At 36.1% G+C, this 20,121-nt stretch carries 16 protein-coding genes; all 16 read right to left on the bottom strand.

Annotated elements, in window-relative coordinates; genetic code table 11:
• Positions 1 to 9: 9 nt before the first annotated feature.
• The 16 genes from IGK96_RS04920 to IGK96_RS04845 all read right to left on the bottom strand — a co-directional run bounded on the left by IGK96_RS04920 (position 10) and on the right by IGK96_RS04845 (position 20,120).
• Entirely contained in the window at positions 10 to 561 is a 552-nt protein-coding gene (locus tag IGK96_RS04920; protein WP_002356937.1) for an ECF-type riboflavin transporter substrate-binding protein, read from the bottom strand.
• A gap of 229 nt (positions 562 to 790) precedes the next feature.
• Positions 791 to 2,146, bottom strand: coding sequence for a phosphoglucosamine mutase (glmM, locus tag IGK96_RS04915; RefSeq protein WP_002356936.1), 1,356 nt, complete (start codon positions 2,144 to 2,146; stop codon positions 791 to 793).
• Positions 2,139 to 3,302 (bottom strand): CdaR family protein, encoded by a 1,164-nt coding sequence (locus IGK96_RS04910; protein ID WP_002366928.1) that lies wholly within the window; start codon positions 3,300 to 3,302, stop codon positions 2,139 to 2,141. The genes glmM and IGK96_RS04910 overlap by 8 nt, the downstream gene beginning before the upstream one ends.
• Positions 3,299 to 4,183, bottom strand: coding sequence for a diadenylate cyclase CdaA (cdaA, locus tag IGK96_RS04905; protein ID WP_002389035.1), 885 nt, complete (start codon positions 4,181 to 4,183; stop codon positions 3,299 to 3,301). The genes IGK96_RS04910 and cdaA overlap by 4 nt, the downstream gene beginning before the upstream one ends.
• A gap of 196 nt (positions 4,184 to 4,379) precedes the next feature.
• Positions 4,380 to 8,111 (bottom strand): pyruvate:ferredoxin (flavodoxin) oxidoreductase, encoded by a 3,732-nt coding sequence (gene nifJ / locus IGK96_RS04900; protein ID WP_041161704.1) that lies wholly within the window; start codon positions 8,109 to 8,111, stop codon positions 4,380 to 4,382.
• Between the two features lie 257 nt (positions 8,112 to 8,368).
• Positions 8,369 to 9,709 (bottom strand): type I glutamate--ammonia ligase, encoded by a 1,341-nt coding sequence (gene glnA / locus IGK96_RS04895; RefSeq protein ID WP_002356929.1) that lies wholly within the window; start codon positions 9,707 to 9,709, stop codon positions 8,369 to 8,371.
• 42 nt (positions 9,710 to 9,751) lie between these two features.
• On the bottom strand, positions 9,752 to 10,135 hold the full coding sequence (locus IGK96_RS04890) for a MerR family transcriptional regulator (protein WP_002388239.1): 384 nt from the start codon (positions 10,133 to 10,135) through the stop codon (positions 9,752 to 9,754).
• 202 nt (positions 10,136 to 10,337) lie between these two features.
• Positions 10,338 to 11,579 carry a GTPase HflX gene (gene hflX / locus IGK96_RS04885; protein WP_002356926.1) on the bottom strand — a complete coding sequence of 414 codons (1,242 nt, stop codon included), beginning with the start codon at positions 11,577 to 11,579 and terminating at the stop codon, positions 10,338 to 10,340.
• Positions 11,580 to 11,582: 3 nt separating this feature from the next.
• Positions 11,583 to 12,512: a tRNA (adenosine(37)-N6)-dimethylallyltransferase MiaA gene (gene miaA / locus IGK96_RS04880; protein WP_002395447.1), complete on the bottom strand. Its 930-nt coding sequence runs from the start codon at positions 12,510 to 12,512 to the stop codon at positions 11,583 to 11,585.
• Positions 12,513 to 13,259 (bottom strand): glycerophosphodiester phosphodiesterase, encoded by a 747-nt coding sequence (locus tag IGK96_RS04875; protein ID WP_010713262.1) that lies wholly within the window; start codon positions 13,257 to 13,259, stop codon positions 12,513 to 12,515.
• Positions 13,260 to 13,416: 157 nt separating this feature from the next.
• Complete coding sequence (locus IGK96_RS04870) at positions 13,417 to 14,376, bottom strand: GDP-mannose 4,6-dehydratase (RefSeq protein ID WP_029656611.1); 960 nt, start codon at positions 14,374 to 14,376, stop codon at positions 13,417 to 13,419.
• 92 nt (positions 14,377 to 14,468) lie between these two features.
• The gene (locus tag IGK96_RS04865; protein ID WP_002401292.1) at positions 14,469 to 15,890 is read right to left on the bottom strand and encodes a lipopolysaccharide biosynthesis protein; all 1,422 of its coding nucleotides are present in this window, start codon (positions 15,888 to 15,890) and stop codon (positions 14,469 to 14,471) included.
• Between the two features lie 72 nt (positions 15,891 to 15,962).
• Complete coding sequence (locus IGK96_RS04860) at positions 15,963 to 16,880, bottom strand: hypothetical protein (protein ID WP_010707341.1); 918 nt, start codon at positions 16,878 to 16,880, stop codon at positions 15,963 to 15,965.
• Positions 16,881 to 16,902: 22 nt separating this feature from the next.
• Positions 16,903 to 17,727, bottom strand: a complete 825-nt coding sequence (locus tag IGK96_RS04855; RefSeq protein ID WP_010707340.1) for a LicD family protein — start codon at positions 17,725 to 17,727, stop codon at positions 16,903 to 16,905.
• 2 nt (positions 17,728 to 17,729) lie between these two features.
• Complete coding sequence (locus IGK96_RS04850) at positions 17,730 to 19,124, bottom strand: O-antigen ligase family protein (protein WP_002401289.1); 1,395 nt, start codon at positions 19,122 to 19,124, stop codon at positions 17,730 to 17,732.
• A gap of 15 nt (positions 19,125 to 19,139) precedes the next feature.
• The gene (locus tag IGK96_RS04845; protein WP_010713260.1) at positions 19,140 to 20,120 is read right to left on the bottom strand and encodes a glycosyltransferase family 2 protein; all 981 of its coding nucleotides are present in this window, start codon (positions 20,118 to 20,120) and stop codon (positions 19,140 to 19,142) included.
• Position 20,121: the final 1 nt, after the last annotated feature.

Raw genomic sequence — 20,121 nt, 5'->3', positions numbered from 1 at the left:
GACAGTTTCTTAATCTTTCGATAAACTGCCTTTCTTTGTTCTTGTTGATGCATAAGCTTTCATCAACAATGTTCCAATAATCCCCACAGCGACAATATTTGAAACAGTCGCGAATACGCCTTGTGTAAATACTTTACTTGCGGGTTCACTATAAATCAAAATATCCAAACTAGGCGCGATTAAGCCCCAAACGACGATATTGCCAAAGGCTTGGAAAATATTGAAACGCACCATGTCATTTGTTGTAAATTCACCATGTTGAAGATCCATTTTACGACCAGCGAAGCCAAAAATAATACCAATAATTCCTGAACAAATAATCCAGCTCCACCAAGCGCTACCATACGTGGTAAAATCTTTTAATGTGTGACCAATCAAACCAATTAGCCCTCCAGCTACTGGTCCAAAAACAACTGACATTAAAGCAAGAAATGGATACGACGTTTCTAAGTTCGTATTAGGAATCCCAGTTGGAATCACAACGAATCGACCTAAAATAACAAAAACTGCAGAGCCAATTCCAATTGCTACAATTGTCTTGACGGACATTTTTTCTTTCATTTCGCTCCTCCATTCTATAACTCCATTGATTTACAGCCGCTCCCTTCTTGATTTTATCGAATAAAAAAAGAAGATACACGGTGCATCTTACTTCTAAAATAGTACCCTTTTAACCGCTCTATGTCAATGATAGACGGAGCTTATTAGCTATTTTCTTTTTTTGATTTCCAACAAAGAAACCAGACACTTAACGCAAGCTAGCATTAAGTGTCTGGTTTCTAATTGGTTCTTATTCAACGCCGATTTCTGCACGTACTACTTCAGCAATTTTATCAACGTAATAATCAACTTTTTCTTGTGTTGGCGCTTCGGCCATCACACGTAACAATGGTTCTGTTCCAGAAGGACGAACTAAAATACGACCTTCGCCATTCATTTCTGCTTCTGCTTGTTCGACAACTGCTTTGATTGCCGGAACTTCCATTGCACCATTTTTATCTGTGACACGAATATTGACTAATTTTTGTGGATAAATCGTCACTTCATCCGCTAATTCAGATAATTTTTTGCCCGTTTGCTTCATAACATTCAACAATTGAATCCCTGAAAGCATGCCATCACCTGTTGTGTTGTAATCTAAAAAGATCATGTGACCAGATTGTTCGCCACCAAAATTGTAATCATTTTTACGCATTTCTTCTACAACATAGCGGTCACCCACTTGCGTTACCACATCTTTTAAGCCAATTTCTTCTACAGCTTTATGGAAACCTAGATTACTCATCACTGTTGTAACAATTGTATCTTTTTTTAAACGTTTTTTCTCAGCTAAATATTTGGCACAAATATACATGATTTTATCACCATCGATAATTCGTCCTAATTCATCGACTGCAATAATTCTATCACCGTCGCCATCGAAAGCCAAACCAGCATCTGCGCCTTTTTCAACAACCATTTCTGCCAAAGCTTCAGGATGAGTGGAACCCACACCATCATTGATATTCAATCCATTAGGACTTGTTCCCATTGTATAGAAATCTGTCTCTAAATCTGCGAAGACACGATTGACTGCTGTTGCAGTTGCTCCGTTGGCAGCATCTAAACAAACAGTCATATCTGCTAAATCGCCAGGAATACTTTGAACTAAAAATTGCGAATATTTTAGTAAGCCTTCTGGAAATTCATCTAACGAGCCTAAGCCTTCTGCAGAAGGTCTTGGTAAGGTGTCTTCTTCTGCGTCTAACAATGCTTCAATTTCTGCTTCTTGATCGTCTACTAATTTGAAGCCGTCTGCCCCAAAAAACTTAATCCCATTGTCTTCCGCAGGATTATGTGAAGCTGAAATCATTACGCCAGCAGATGCTTTTTGTAAACGAGTAAGATATGCTACACCAGGTGTTGAAATCACCCCTAATTGGAAAACTTCAATTCCGACTGATAATAATCCAGCAATCAATGCTTGTTCCAACATCTCACCTGAAATACGTGTATCGCGCCCTACGAGAACACGAGGTTTTCTTGAACTATCTTCATGTTGACTCAACACATAACCACCGTAACGCCCTAATTTAAAAGCTAATTCAGGTGTTAACTCCTTATTTGCAATTCCTCTTACACCATCTGTTCCAAAATATTTACCCATTTTGATTCTCCTTAGTCACTTGATTCTCTGTATTTTCAGTTGAACCAGCAGTTGTACTTTCTACTGTTGATCCCTCACTTGTTGTTTCAGAAGTATTTGATTCTACTTGACTGGATGTACTTGGTTGTACTGCTTGGCTACCTGAGCCAACCGTTGTTGAACTTGCAGGTTCCCCTGAAGTTTCATTTGTATTTGATGACTGTTGTTGATTGTACACGGGGCTCAAAGAAACGTCAACCTCATCTGGTGTAACTACGTATTCTCCATTAATGGGAATAGTCACTGATTGTTTTGTTTCTTTGCGAATATCAGAAATATCTACCGGTACCTCAATTGATTCTAGCGTATCTAAAATTGATTGCGGGCCACTGACCCTAACTTGGTACGTCGATAAACTATAATTGTAATGAGCGATCCCAGCAGGTGGCGTACCTGTCATACTAACATTCAGTGGTACATCTTTCGTTGGCGCGGTTAAGCCTACTGTTACTTTGACTTGTGGTGCTGGATTTTCGATACTTAGGACTTGACCTTTGGCATCTAGCGCTTGGACATTTACCGTTTGTTTAATCGTATCAATTGTTTGTTTGGCACTTGAGACTGGCGCAATCACTTTGTCAATTGCTTTCGCTGTTTCTTCTCCAGTTGTTACTTCTACGGTTTTTGGATCTACAGAAATATTTTTTACTTTGTAGCCTTCTTTTTCAATGTTATCAGAAAGTTGTGCTTCTACATCGAATTTTTTTGTTACTCTCTTTTCAATCGTTACAGTCACTGTTTTCGGTTCAATTTCAGCTGTAACAGCTGAACTTAGTCCCCGCACTGTCAAAGGCACTTCCGAAGTCCCTAATGGCAATTTGGTTAAGTCTGCGACCACTTGGAAATTTCGTGTGTCAGCATTTGATTCCATGTTTAATTGAATGCGGTTCGCACTACGTAAATGAACATTCACACTCTCTTCAAATCCAGAGACATAATATTTGTCTTTATCGTATTGGACTTGGACAGGAATATTATTCAGTGTCTCACTATACGTTTGGCTTGAACCTGAATTGGAGGGATTATTGCCTGTTGCATTGGCATTAAAAAATAACAACAATGCAAACAGCAATGAAAGCAAACCATTAAACCAGCTTTTTTGGGAGGCTTTTCTCATTTGCGTTTAACCCCCTTTGTTACATCATCGATAAAATGCTGCAAAGCACTTTTTTTATCTTCCGATGATTCCGAAATTAACTCCTTACGCAAAATTGTTAAATACTCTTCTTGCGTTAGGCCAGGAATTAATTCATTGTTCAACGTCAAACTAACGTCACCAGTTTCTTCAGAAACAACAATCGTAATGGCATCACTGACTTCACTGATACCGACTGCGGCTCTATGGCGCGTTCCAAATTCTTTTGGAATTAAATTGCTCTCTGATAGCGGTAAATACGCACTAGCAACAGCAATTTTTTCATTTTTGATAATCACCGCACCATCATGTAGTGGTGTATTTGGAATGAAAATATTAATCAGTAATTCACCAGTAATATCGGCATCCAAATCAATACCTGTCTCAATGTATTCATCTAAACCGGTATTGCGTTCAATGGTTATCAAAGCACCAATTTTCCGTTTTGACATGTACTGAATGGCTTTGTCAAAGGCCTGAATAATACGCTCATCTTCTTGTTGCGCACCTTTATTCGGGCGGAAAAACGAACTTCTCCCTAGATGTTCCAGCCCTCTTCGCACTTCTGGTTGAAAAATAACAACCGCGGCGATTACACCATACATGATGACTTGATTCATTAACCAAGATAATGTATGTAGACCAATTATCTCACTTAGAATGCGGATAATGATAAAAACAGCGACACCTTTTAATAGTTGGACTGCTTTTGTTCCACGAACAAGCATGATTAATTTGTAAACGAGGTACCATACGACTAGGATATCTATGATATTGATAACAAAATCCTTAGATAAGAAATCCGTTGAGATGACTTGCTGCCAATAATTCAAATCTAATAGTTGATTCAATTGAAACGACATCATACCCCTCACTTCTCTCTCAAGATTTCCTAACAAGTATACCACATTATTTTCTTTCATCACAGAACGCAAGCGGAAACATCAAAAAAATTTAGGAACTTTTTCAAATAACTTGAAATTTTTCATCAAAAAATCGCATTTCTAACTAAAAAACGTGTCCAAGCAAAAAGCTCAGACACGTTTTTTTGATTTCTATTTAATCTTGCTCACGTTGTTTTCTCTTGGCTGCTCGTTCAGCGCGACGGGCAGCCCTTCTTGCTTCCGCTTCCGGATCAACTGCGCGTTCTTTTTTCACTCGTGGCTTCTCGTTCTCTGGCGCAGTTATTTCTGGTTCACTTTGTTTTTCTAGTTTTGCTCGAATTTTTTCTTCTTGACCAGCTAAACGAGCATAATTATAGAACCGTCTCTTAGCATCATTAATTGTTTTATTAAATAACAATTCCGCTGTATCTGGTTGACTAGATTCTAAGGATGCAAAGCGAACTTGTTGGCGCATAAACTCTTTCATTAATGAAAAATCTGGTTTTTTGAAATCCAGTGTCATTGGTTCTTTGCCTTTTTCTCGCAATAATGGATTATAGCGATATAAAGACCAGTAACCTGAATGAACTGCGTCTTTCGCTTCTTTCAACGTTTGACTCATCCCACCTGCTAAACCATGTGTAATACATGGTGTATAGGCAATAATAATCGATGGTCCAGGGAATTTTTCTGCTTCTTCAAAAGCTTTAATCGTCTGCATTTGATTTGCACCTGAAGCAATTTGGGCGACATAGACATTTTCATAAGTCATTGCCATCATCCCTAAATCCTTTTTAGAGGCATATTTCCCACTGGCAGCAAATTTCGCAATCGCTGATGCCGGAGTTGCTTTGGAAGTTTGGCCACCTGTATTGGAATAGACTTCATTATCTAGAACTAACATATTCACATCAGCGCCACTAGCTAATACGTGGTCAATACCGCCGTAGCCAATATCGTAAGCCCAGCCGTCTCCACCAATCATCCACTGACTTGGTTTAACAAAAAGATCTTGATCGTCATAAATTGCTTCCAATAAAGGTTGATTCGTTTTTTCTTCAAGCAAAGCTGCACGTAATTTAGCTGCACGTTGTTGCGTACCTTCACTTTCGGACAGATGTGCTATCCAATCTTCCATCAATAGACGCAATGAGTCACTGGCTACAGAAAAAGCTTTGGTCATTTTACTAGCTAAACGTTCGCGACGCGCTTGCGTTGCTAACAACATGCCGTAACCAAACTCGGCATTATCCTCTAAAAGAGAATTTGACCAGGCTGGACCTTGTCCTTGTTCATTCGTAGTGTAAGGTGTCACACCCGCTGCAGCACCCCAAATCGATGAGCAACCTGTTGCATTAGCAATCAGCATTCGGTCACCAAACATTTGCGTCAATAATTTAACATAAGGCGTTTCGCCGCAACCAGAACAAGCACCAGAAAACTCTAATAAAGGTTTATTAAATTGCGAACCTAAAACAGTATTCGGTTTTGCTGGGTTTTCCTTTTGACGTAACGTCATAGCAAACGCCCAGTTCATAGCCTGCTCTTTTTCTTCTTCATAAGGTTTCATTACTAAAGCTTTGCCTTTAGCTGGACAGGCTTCAACACAAAGACCACAGCCAGTACAATCTTTGACTGAGACTTGGATACGATACTTCAAGCCGTCGGCACCACGTAGATCACGCACAATGAATCCTTCTGGAGCTTCAGTCATTTCTTCTTCATCGGCTAAGAATGGTCGTATCGCCGCATGGGGACATACAAAGGCACACTCATTACACATGGTACACCGATCGCTAATCCATTCAGGTACTTCTAATGCCACCCCACGTTTTTCAACTGCCGCAGTTCCCAAAGGCATCCGCCCATCTGTCATCCCATTTTTCGCTAGTGTCGCAACAGATAACGCATTGCCTTCTTGACGATTAATCGGTTCAACAATTTCATGAACAAAATCACTAACATTTTCTGAACGTTTTCGCGGTTGAACTTCAAGCGTTCTCCACTCTGCTGGAACAGGTACCTGATGCAACAATTCAACGGTCTTATCGATTGCTTGAATATTTTTTTCGACAACTTTCATAGACTTATGACCATAACTTTTCAGTGCTTCTTCTTTTAAAATTGGTAACACTTGCTCAAAAGGCATAATTTGCGCTAATTTGAAGAAAGCTGTTTCCATTGCGGTATTAATTCGCCCGCCTAGTCCGACTTCACTAGCTAATTTCACTGCATTGATTGTATAAAACTGAATCTCATTTTCAGCTAGATACCGTTTTAATTGATTGGGTAAAAATCGTGCTAGTTGTTCATCATTCCAAATGGTATTTAAGAGGAAAGTACCGCCTTTTTTTAACCCTTTTACTAAATCATAAGTATGCAAATAAGCGGCTGTATGACAAGCCACAAAATCAGAATGTTCAATGAGGTACGTTGAACGAATAGGCGTCTCGCCAAAACGTAAATGAGAAACGGTCAACCCGCCTGATTTTTTTGAATCATAATAGAAAAATCCTTGTGCATACTTGTTTGTATGATCACCGATAATCTTAATTGCTGACTTGTTCGCCCCTACTGTCCCATCAGAACCAAAGCCCCAAAATTTAGCTTGATAGGTTTTCGGATTCGTCAAATCAAGTGGTTTGCCAACTTCTAATGAAGTATAAGTTAAATCATCATCAATCCCAATTGTAAAACGCTTCTTCATGGCAGAACGTTCTTTCATTAATTCATCAAAAACCGCAACAATTTGATTTGGCAGCACATCTTTAGAACCTAAACCATAGCGCCCACCAATAATTGTTGGGCGAATGTCCGCTTCATACATCGCGCTTTGGACATCCAATAATAACGGTTCGCCACCAGCACCGGGCTCTTTCGTCCGATCCAAGACAGCAATTGCTTTAACTGATTGTGGTATTTTTTCAAGAAATGTTTCAACTGGAAATGGCCGATAAAGATGGACATTAAGAAAACCAACTTTTCTTCCTTGTTCTTGTAAATAATCAACCGTCTGTTCAATTGTTTGTGCAACTGAACCCATTGTGACAATCACTTCTTCTGCATCTTCTGCGCCATAATACGTCACCAAATCATAATTGGTTCCCCGTAACCGGTTAATTTCTGTCATATATTTTTGAACAATACCAGGTAATTTTTCATAATAAGGATTTATTGTTTCTCGTTGTTGAAAGTGAATATCTGGATTTTGGTTCATTCCACTAACGGAAGGGTGATTCGGATTCATGCTCCGACGACGGAATTCGGCTAATTTTTCTTGGTTTACTAAGGGTGCTAATTCTTCATAGTCAAGAACTGCCACTTTTTGAATTTCATGACTTGTTCTAAAGCCATCAAAAAAGTTCATAAATGGAACACTCGCTTCAATCGAAGCCAAGTGAGCCACTGGTGCCAAATCCATCACTTCTTGCACACTGCTTTCTGACAACATAGCAAAGCCTGTTTGGCGTGCGGCCATTACGTCTCCTTGATCACCAAAAATATTTAAAGCATTCGTGGTTAAAGCTCGGCTCGCCACATGAAAAACAGATGGTAATAGTTCTCCAGCTATTTTGTACATATTAGGAATCATTAAAAGTAACCCTTGTGAAGCCGTATAGGTCGTGGTAAGCGCGCCTGTTTTTAAAGAGCCATGGACCACGCCGGCAGCACCAGCTTCCGATTGCATTTCGACTACTTTCACAGGTTGACCAAAGATATTTTTCTTACCTTCGGCCGACCACTGATCAACAAGTTCAGCCATTGTTGAACTTGGTGTTATTGGATAAATGGCTGCTAATTCTGTAAAGGCGTAGGAAATATAAGCTGCTGCAGCATTCCCATCCATTGTTTTCATTTTCCGCATGTTTTTCTCATCCTTTATATCTAAAAAATAGAATAGTTGCACGCATATTCTTGTTTATTATAGCGGAATTTCACAAATTATGAAAGATTTTGTCAATTTTTTTGCTTAAAAATAAAAGAGAAATTGAGAAAAAACCACTTTATCCCCTATAAACAAACTATTTAACTGAATTAAAATTACTTTATTTTGTGAAATAGAAATTATCCATTCGTTCACAAACTAAAGAATGAAAGAGGGAGATAAGCGTTTCGACTTATCTCCCTCTTTCTAAACATTAAGATTATTAAAAGTAACAGCTTTTAGTACAACTCCAAATATTGTTCTCTTTCCCATTCAGAAACGGTTTGACGGAAGGCTGCCCATTCCATTCGTTTTGCTTCTACAAAATTGGCAAAAATGTGACGACCTAATGCATCAATCATTACTTGATCTTTACGTAATTCTTTGATGGCATTGTGTAAGGTTGATGGCAAATCTTCAATTTGTGCATGTTGACGTTCTTCCTCATTCATCACATAAATGTTACGATCAACCGCTGGCGGTGGCGTAAGTTCATTACGAATACCATCCAAACCTGCTTGTAATAAGACTGCCATTGTTAAATACGGATTCGCTGAAGGATCGACAGAACGTAACTCTAAACGAGTCGATAAACCACGAGACTCAGGAACTCGAATGAGTGGTGAACGATTTCTGCCGCTCCAAGCTACATAAACAGGTGCTTCATAACCTGGTACCAAGCGTTTATAAGAGTTCACTGTTGGGTTACATACCGCAGTATAGGCACGGGCATGTTTTAATAAACCACCTAAGAAATGATACGCAGTTTGGCTTAAGCCCATCTCTCCTGACTCGTCATAAAAAACATTACCTTCTTCATTAAATAATGACATATTGCAGTGCATACCAGAACCATTAATTCCAAACAAAGGTTTTGGCATAAATGTTGCATGCAAGCCATGTTTGCGCGCAATAGTTTTCACAACTAATTTGAACGTTTGAATATTGTCACAAGCATCAACTACATCAGCATATTTAAAGTCAATTTCATGTTGACCTGGTGCTACTTCATGATGCGAAGCTTCCACTTCAAAGCCTAAACTTTCTAACTCTAAAACAATATCACGGCGACAATTTTCACCTAAATCGGTTGGCGCAAAATCAAAATAGCCACCTTTATCATTCAAATCAGTGGTAATTTCACCATTCTCATCTAATTTAAATAGGAAAAATTCTGGTTCTGGTCCTAAGTTAAAAGAAGTAAAGCCTAATTCTTTCATATCTGCTAAGGCGCGTTTTAAATTACCGCGGGGATCTCCGGCAAAAGGGGTACCATCAGGATTGTAAATATCACAAATTAAGCGCGCAACTTTTCCATGGTCGCTTTCCCACGGAAAAATCATCCATGTAGATAGATCAGGGTATAAATACATGTCACTTTCTTCGATACGAACGAATCCTTCGATGGATGACCCATCAAACATCATTTTATTATCTAATACTTTATCTAGCTGACTCACAGGAACTTCAACATTTTTAATTGTTCCCATAATGTCGGTAAACATTAGTCGTAAAAAACGTACGTTTTCTTCTTCTGCAATATGTTTAATCTCTTCTGCCGTTTTGGCTTTTCTTGTCATCGGTCTGATCCCCATCCTTCATTTTTATTGGCTGCTGAAACGTTAAAGCCTTGGTACATTCGATTGGAACGGATTTTGCTGAGTAAGTCCTCCTTGCGAAAGGATTTCGTCGTATAAAATCTGACGAACATCTGCATCGGTTAACGGACGAGTCGCCTCGGCGGTGTTTTTTTGTTCCTCTAATTTCATTTCATACACACGCTTAATCCCTGCCATGTTCAATCCATCAGATAAATAATCTTTAATTTCTAACAAAACATCAATATCATTTAAAGAATACATGCGTCGGTTGCCCTCACTACGTTCTGGATGAATCAATCCCTGTTCTTCATAGTAGCGAATTTGTCGAGCGGTCAAATCCGTTAGTTTCATAACTGTACCAATTGGAAAAACTGACATGGAACGGCGTAACTCTTTTTCTCTCATCTCCATCCTCCTCTCTTAGTTATTTCTTAGAATAACAATAGAATGACAAATTGTCAAGAACTTATGTTAGATTTTCTAACATAAAACAAAAAACCTGATAAATATGGACTTTTCCATCTTTTCATGGCTGATTTTCTCCTGCTAACCAAAAAAATAGAAATGATTTGTTTTTACAAATCATTTCTAATCAACTTATCATTTTTTATTCTTTTTCGGATTCAGCCAACCATTTAGACTCTTTTTTCGCAAAACCTTTCACGATATACCGATTTTCATTTTCAGCATATTCTTCTGAAATCATTAGTGTCATCCGGCGAAGTTCACTTAATAGTTGTCCGTCAGTTGGGCTAATTTCTAATTGATAAGGCTCGAGTAATTCCATCATTTGGGCACGGATAGCTTGAACCAGTCGTTCTTTATCTTCAGAAATTTTAGTTGAGATCAATACATTGGGAAATAAGGTTGGGACAAATTCTTTGCTGTCCACTTGATCTCTTTTATTATAAACCGTCAAGCACGGAATATTTTCCAACGCTAATTCTTTAATCAATGTTTGAACTGTGCGTTCATGTTGTAACCGATCTGGCGCACTTGCATCCACCACATGGAGCAGTAAATCCATCGTCCGACTTTCTTCCAATGTCGACTGAAAGGCTTCAATCAGTTGTGTTGGTAAATCTTGAATGAAGCCAACCGTATCGGTCAGCGTAACTTCCATGCCTTGAGGCAATTGCCATTTTTTAGTTAAAGGGTCTAACGTTGCAAACAATTGATCCTCTGAATAAGTTCCTGCTGTCGTCAACATGTTGAGAATGGTTGATTTGCCAGCATTGGTATAACCAATCAAGCCAATTTGAAATAGTTCTGAATTTTGTCTTTTTTGGCGGCTTCGTTCACGATGAGCAGTGACTTCTTTTAACTCACGACGGATGCCTAAGATTTTATTCCGAATGTGTCGGCGGTCCGACTCTAATTTCGTTTCACCAGGTCCACGTGTCCCAATACCTCCTCCAAGTCGGGACAACTGTTTTCCTTGACCAGCCAAGCGAGGCAATAAATAATCCAATTGTGCTAATTCAACTTGTAACTTTCCTTCTTTGGAGCGCGCACGCAAAGCAAAGATATCCAAAATTAATTGTACACGATCAATTACTCGCACAGCTAACGCTTCAGATAACAGTTGATTTTGACGCGGTGTGAGCTCATGATTAAAAATCACAAGATCCGCTTCATAGGCATCTGTTAATTGAATTAATTCTTCCAATTTCCCCTTACCGATTACGGTTTGTCGATCGACTTGTGGTCGTTTTTGCGTTAAAACAAACACCACTTCGCCATTAGCGGTTTCCGTTAAATTCGCCAGTTCTTCCATTGATGCAGAAAATGTCTGATAATTTTTTTCCGTCTCAACTCCTACTAGAATCACTTTTTCATGAGTGGTCATCGCCTACTCACTCTCCTTCTGTTGTAGCCATTCCGCTACTTCTTTTTCCAACTTGGGCAAATCTGTTGGCTGCTGAACCAAATCCCACCAATGCGCAGCCATTCGATTTCTAAACCAAGTCAATTGACGTTTGGCATATCGCCGCGATTGCTGTTTGACTGTTTCAACCGCCATCTCTAATGATTGTTCACCGGAAAAATACGGGAAAAATTCTTTATAGCCAATACCTTGAGCTGCTTGTGCATGTGGTTGCTGAAACATCTGTTTTGCTTCTTCCAACAGCCCTTCTGTCATCATTTGATCCACCCGCTGATTAATACGTTCATATAATAAAGCGCGGTCTGTTTCCAAACCTAACAAATAATAATCATAGAGACGAGCTGGTTTTTCCTTCGGGGTCAAAATACTATAACCGGTTTTATCAAAGACCTCTAACGCACGAATCACTTTTTTGCGATTATTAAAATGAATGCTGTTAGCCGCTAGAGGATCCTTTTGTTGTAATAACTGCCATAAGGCTTGATTCCCTTTTTCTTCCGCAAATAAATTGTACGTTTCTCTAATTTCAGGCGAGTCATCTATCTCACGACTTCCTAGTTGAAAATCATAAAGGAGTGATTGAATATACAAACCTGTTCCTCCAACGATAATTGGTAGTTTCCCTTTTTCAGTAATTTCTTTGATTTTTTGACGACCCTCTTTCTGAAAATCAGCGGCAGAATATGTTTCGCTGACTTCACGGCAATCAATTAAATAGTGAGGAATTCCTTCTTTTTCTGTTTCTGTGACTTTAGCGGTGCCAATGTCTAACGAGCGATAAACTTGCATGGAGTCACCGCTAATAATTTCACCATTAAATTTTTTTGCTAAAGCAATACTTAATGCTGTTTTCCCCACCGCAGTGGGTCCTACAATAACTAATACTTTCTCCAATTATGTTTCTCCTTCTTCTTGCCAATTTTGACGAGCAAATTTTGCTTCTTCAGGAAAATCCGTATGAACACCCGCCAATTTTAGCTGAAAACAATTTTCCGTTTCTTCCATCCGATTAACAGTCCACGGCCGCAGCGGTTTGCCAATTGTGATAAGTTCTTTTTCATGAGCCAACACCCAAGACATTTTTGGATGTAAACTATCGACAAGCGCGAATGCCGGTCCCGCTTGACTTAAATCCTCTGCAGATTCATAAATAAAGGCAATTTCTGTCTTAGGATCAGCTTTTTTTAATTTAACTAAACTCGGAAAATAAAAACTAGAATATAAATAACGAAACGGCCAGTTTTTTCGCTTCATTTGTTGGACGACTTTTTTCTCAATTCCTTCATAATGGATAATGTCCGTTTTAAGTTCAATATTCAAAAAACCATTGAATTGTTCTTCTACAAGACAATTTAAAACATCTTCCAATGTTGGAACACATTGAACAGAAGGATTTTTCTGAAACCAGCTTCCAGCATCTAGTTGTTTTAATTCGTTTAATGTTAACTGTTGGATTTCACCATGACCATCTGTCGTACGATCCACCGTTTCATCATGCATAACGATTAAATAACCATCTTTAGATAAGTGAACGTCTAATTCAATTCCTTCAGCACCAACACGAACAGCCTCTCTGAAAGCAATACACGTATTTTCAGGATGGGTGCCTTTACTTCCTCGATGTGCAATAATATCTGTCATGCTCTCACTCCAATCTTGTTTATTGTACCATTGGAGTGAGGTGGGTTCAAATATAGGAAAAAGAAAAGAAAGAGCAAGACATCAATCAAAGCGACTGATGATGTCCCACTCTCTAAGTCTTATAAACAATTTAGTCTCAAATCCGTCTTTTATTCTCTTAATCTTTTAGTTCATACTTAACATATTTATCCAAACCGGATTGAATACTATATTTCGGTTCATAACCAATGGCACGTAATTTAGATATATCCGCTAAGGAATCTTTGATGTCCCCAGCTCGCGCTTCTTTGTATTCAACTGGCAAAGTGACTTTCATAATATCATTTAAAGAAGAAATTAACTCATTTAAATCGGTTGCTTTTCCAGTCCCGACATTATACACTTCCCCAAGTGATTGGTCAGAATGAGCGACAAGATTCAATGCTTGAACCACGTCCTCAACAAAGACAAAATCACGGGATTGTTTTCCATCGCCAAAGATATTGAATGTCACTTCTTGATTGGCCAATAAGCGTTTGTAAGAGTCCATCACAATCGAAATAACGCCAGAATAAGGCGAATTAGGGTTTTGGTTTGGCCCATAAACGTTAAAGAAGCGAACAGCGCTTGTCGGAACATCATATAAATGACAATAGTTTAAAACATATTTTTCAGAAGCAAATTTATCCACTGCATAAGGCGTTAATGGACGAATTACTGATTCTTCCTGTTTTGGTAAAGTTGGCTCATCACCATAAACCGCTGCAGAAGAAGCAAACACCAAACGTTTTAAATCTTTCTGGTATTTCCGAATTAATTCCAGTAATTGTAACACACTCTCAAAATTCACTTGGTGTGTTTCCACTGGACGTGCTACTGAATCTGCTACACTAGCAATCGCTGCTAAGTGAAAAATGTAATCGAACTGATACTCTTGTAGTACTTTTTCCATTAATTGTTGATCAATCACGCTACCTTCAATGAACGTGATATTTTCAGATGTGTTTAAATTTTCAGTTTGGCCCATTGATAAATCATCAATGACCACAACTTGATTGTCTTTACTATAATAATTTGCTAAGGTTGAGCCGATAAAGCCGGCACCGCCTGTGATTAAAAAGTTCCTCAAGTTTCCCACTCCAATTAAAATAATACATTAATTTTACCATTTTTAGGTGTCAAAGACTACAGTTTGTTTTTTTCAATAAAAAAGGAGAGAAAATAACTTTCTCAACCTTTTACTAAATATTTTAAATTCTTTGCGTTATTTACAAAGCTCTTATGAATGAATAAGAAATAGATAATATACACAATTCCATAAGAAATGAAACTATAAATACTACCGCCAAACCAAAGATTACTAAAGATAAACAATAATGTAACCAACGTTTCCAATACCGTGCTATTACCTATTTTAACGTTCATATCTTTGCATAGAAAAATTTCTGCTAAATTACAACGAAATGCTAAACTTACTAATATCAACCCAACAGTTAAATTCAAGTTCCCAACAACGAAAATCACAAACAGCGATAGGATTAACGACAAGGCAAGTGTCAATACGTTAACAAATAAAATTGTTTTTTCTTTTCTCAACGTTTTTAAATACGTATTAATTAGTAAAGACATCCGACCTTCATAAATAACTATAGGAAATAGAATTCCCATAAATTTCAAACTCTCGCTATATTCGGGTAACCACATACCTAAAACAAATTTGACGGGTACATATAACAGCAGAATTGCATACGTCAACGGAACAAAAACACCTCTTAATGTGACAAATAAAGACGGCAATCGCTCTTTATTTGTCCGTCTTAACAACGGAAACATTACAATTCCAACAGCATTAATAAAAGTTAAAAACATATTTGATAAACTTAAAGTAAAGGACAATTTACCAAAGGTTTCGATAGTCCAACGCTGTTGAACAAAAAAGCGAATGGTTCCCATTATTAGCATACTTGCTATACTACTGAGCATTAGTTTACTACCTATGTTAATATTATCAACTATTTCAGGAGTAACTTCCTTCAAACTCATCATGTTCACACGCAACATGTCTTTAACTCTAAACATTCCCCAAACCGTAATAATCAGTTTAGAAAGTATATCCATAATGATTAGCCAATAAAAATCTCGTCCTCCTAATGCAAAGTAAATTGCAATGAACAGGACATATAAATAGCGATCATTTCTGGATAATTGAGCATATTCCTTAATACGATTTGTTGACTGAAAAACATACAGAATAAACGTTTTTGCAATTGTAATTACTGAAACAATGGCCGTCAATATCAAAATAATCCCTTGATATTCTTTCGGCATGAAAAAGTAAGCCCAAAGAATGACAAAAGCAGAAATACAACATTCAAAAATCGCTAAATACCAGAATTGAGAACCGAGATTTCTTTTATCTAAATTTTCGTATTCTTCTCCCCCGATTTTTAAATAGATACCATCAATCCAGCCTAAGTGAAAAAAACCAACATAGGAAGCATAGAAAACATATAATTGCCAATAACTATATTCTCTAACCCCCAGCAATTTTGGAACAAATAAGTTTAATAAAACGGATATCCCCAGGGTAGCAAAATTAGCAGCGACTGTATAGTATAGATTTTTTACAACTGATTTAGCTTTCTCATTCATTTATTGTACCTCTTATTCTTTTATAAGTTTAAATCAAAAAAATATTCATCAAAGATTTTCATTTTTCGTACTTTAAATAAAAAAATTATTTAACCAACCTTTGAATGAATACTTCTCTTTAACAGTTTCAGCAACTGGTTTCATAGGTACCTTTAAAAACGTTAATATCTCAGACATATTTTGTTTATTTAGTAAGAATATATTTTCTTTTTCATAGAAATCCATGTTTAAAACTGTGCGATTATTCGTAATTAACTTTTTATTAAGAAATAATGCCTCTAAAGGTCTTAATGATATTCCATGTTGATTTTCCTGTACAACATCTAGAATAGCCGATGTATTTGCTTCATACTTAATGAGTTCACTATAAGAGATAGGCTTCTTATAGTCATAGTTTGAATAAGAATTTTTCGAAGAATCTACTACATAGATAAAAGGATTCAAATTACACTCTACAAAGTACGCTTCTAACTCTAATAAATAAGAGAGACGCTGTTTATCTACACCAATAAAACAAACATCAGATTGATACTTTGGATCTTCCTGACTAGCAACAACCTTTGTCTCGTCTATAAATTGGTTATTAAAATGCATTTGGTATTTTTCACAATCACCTATATCAAAGGACCAAAGCTCACAGTTTAAATCAGCGTAATAAGAAACCGGTGTATCTTTTTCAACAGGATTACTATACCATATAGCAATCCTGATATGCGGATATTTACGATTTAAATATTTAATTACCGGTCGTGAAAAGTAATGAGAATTCAACAAAATAAAATCTATTTCAGAGAGATTATTTTTCCACTCTCCATAAAAAAATCTTGCAAATGTAGTGTCTATTCTTTTATCTAATTGATTTAATAATTTAACAATAAAAGGACGTTTAGAAAAATATTTTTCTACATGTACACCTAATTTTTGCGCATCAGTTGAAAACAGAACTGATTTTTCATCTAAAGTAATAATCATCATGCGATTATAATCCATTATTTTTCCTACCTTTTTTACTTTATTTCCAATAAAAAGTATACGGATGGTGCGTTACTTGTTCAGACATAGGTGGTAATTCCATATAATTTCCATAACGTAATGATAAAAATAGTTTTCTGTCTTTGATTGCTCGAACTTTATTGCCAGCAAATAACACATCTTCATAATGATCAAACCATTCTTTTGGAAAAACACCCCATTCTTCGTTGATAAATTCAATATAACCACATTCGATAGATGATTCAATCGGATAAGTAGTTACTTTATCCATAAATTTACGTTTCCAAAAATCATAATCTCCCTGTTTAAGTAATTTTCGGTACCTTGGATATAGAAGTACTCGTTTTAAGTATGCTTTCCATCGAGATTTAGAAATGGCATAAGAATTATTTAAGGTAGCTAACATATTTTCTCTATATGACTCGCATTGACGACCAAAATCTAAACGTTCAGAAGATGTGGTTGGAAAACCATCAATCGGAAAAATATCGACAAACACACCTAATTCTGGGTCCTCACTATTATAAAATTGCTTCGATTTAACACATGTTCTAGTATCAACTAATTTTGCAAACGTATAGCGATAGTTCTTTCTTGTTTCCAAGCTCAATAATAGATAATTTTTATCTTTAGATAATATATTAATTAGACGATCATAATTAGGTCTCGTTAAGACAATATCCAAGTCATCATCCCAAGGGATGTATCCTTGGTGCCTTTCAACACCAATTAAACTACCGTAGTAAATAGAATATTCAATATTATTTTGACGACATATATTATCAATATATACTAATATTTCTGTGCTCGTTTCTTGTATTTCTTTAATCGTTAATGGTTTCATTTTTATCTCCAAAATAAGAATTTATTATTGTTTTTTACTAATTGACTAGATACAGAACCTAAATATAGCCAAAATAAAAAGGTACCAATTTTATTAACTAAAATTAATTCTGTTAGAAACATTGCCGAAACTAAAATAGTCAGTACAATTAAGACATTTCTCAAAAAATTATCATTAAAAATATTGATTTTTTTTGAAAATAAAACTTGCAATGTTGTTAGGATTTTATTAATTAAAAACAGAATTAACGGAATAGTCCCTGCCAGCCCCGTTGTCGCTAAGGTATAAAAGAAAAAATTATGCGAAGTTTGTTGTTTAACCGCAATCAAAGTATTAGGTAAATAGTGTTGGGCATATGTTACCAAATTTCTAGGAGAGGTACCAAACCAGATATTTGACTGAAATATCTCAAACGAACTTTTCCAAAGTCCAAAACGATTATTAGAAATATCTGTCTTGTTTTCTACGTCTGGTCTATCCAAAGAAACATCTGGTCGATTTTTTGAAACGTTCGTTGTAGATTTGTATTCTACGTTATTCCACAAATCTAAAATAGCTAACATTCCTCTTTCAATTAGCTTCGTTGCTATATAGGCAAAAAAGACCATACCAATACTTGTAATAATAGAATATAAAAGTTGTAAACCTAATTTTTTTTCAGTCGTTTTTTGATACACCACAAAAAACGAACCCACAAAAATAATTACCATTAGCTCTACAAAAGCCGTCCTTGATCCAGATAAAGTTATATATATCCATTGTATCAAAGTATTCATTATCAATAACCATTTCCACTTTTTCAAAGTAGTTTGAAAAAGCAATGACACCGATAAAATTATTGAAACAACAGAAATGGTAGCTGCAAAGTTAGGGTCGGCAAATACCCCATATAAACGATTTTCAAAAAAGCCAATTCTTAAGCCATTATAAATTTTATCCAAAGGCGCTGTATATGAATACTGTATAAAAAACATACAAATAGCGATAACTACTAACAATCCCCAAACTATTAAAAGAATTTTTTCTAATACTTTAAATGTTTTTTTATCTTGTTCTTTACCAATTTGATAAATAACTAATAAAAAAATAGCCTGCCATATAACTAATTTTAGGTTAGCTATAAAATACGTTTGGTAATGAATGAGTGTTACAAAAAAAAGCATGACTATAAAAATGACTAACATCGGATCAAATTGTTTAAATCTTTTATTTTTTAGAATAAAAAACATCTGATTTAGAATATAAACCATCGCCCAAATTGATATCAACCCAAACACCAGAGTATCTACCTTACTTGGTAACAAGCTATAAAGACTAATTGTTCTTAATAAAAGCATAAATTCAAAAATTATTAAAAACGGTAATTTCGTTTTTTCCAAAAAGTTATTTACCCACATAATACTACTCCTAATTTATTCATTTTTTGTTTTCCTATGTTTTTCTTCCAATATAGCAATCATCTTATAATATGGTACTCCGATTTGAAGTGCGATTGCTCCGACTTTTCTAGGCATAGTAAAATATTGATTTTTCATTATAAATTTAAAATTTTTTCGTAAAAAAGTAACAATTTCTTTTTGAACTTTTTTTTCTTCATTATTTAACTTACTATTCATCATTTTATCTAATACTATAAAATTTGCCCAACATACACGTGTATGAACAACATTAGATAATTCAGGATACCAGTCTAAGATATAATTTTCATTTTCTTTCCAAACATTGATTGTATCTAAATCTTTCTTAGAAAAAAGATTGCTTGAAATACTATTGGCACGGTGAAAATAATAATATTTTTGTTGCGTATCAATAACAATTTTCTCTGTATGCTCTAGGATAGATAAAATAACTGCACCGTCTTCTGTAATCATGCCTACAGGGTATCGGATATCTTCAAAAATTTCTTTTTTATATAACTTATTCACAGCATGAACAGATACAACTTTAGCTTCTAAAATCATTTTCATTGCTGCTACTTTATCTAGTACTATATATTGCTGTTGTTTTTCTACAGGTTCTTTTCCCTCATAAACATCATAAATACCACAGATTGATAAATCGGCATCTTCTTTTACGATATTTGTATATAATAGTTCATACATATCATCTGCAATGTAATCATCACTGTCTACGAAACCTAAATACTCACCTGTCGCTATTTCAATTCCAGCATTACGAGCATCGCTCAGCCCTCCATTTTCTTTATGGATAACTTTTACCCGTTGATCTTGTTCAGCAAACTGATCACACATTGCTCCAGAACTGTCTGGAGAGCCATCGTCCACCAGAATTAATTCGAAGTCAGTAAACGTTTGAGCTAAAATAGAGCGTACACATTTTTCTAAATATTTTTCTACATTGTATACAGGAACAATAATACTAATTTTGGGCATA

The sequence above is a fragment of the Enterococcus sp. DIV0682 genome, from assembly GCF_051712685.1.
Lineage (GTDB): Bacteria > Bacillota > Bacilli > Lactobacillales > Enterococcaceae > Enterococcus > Enterococcus faecalis.
The sequence above is the reverse complement of the archived record's forward strand: the minus strand, read 5'-3'. Positions and strand labels throughout refer to the sequence as shown.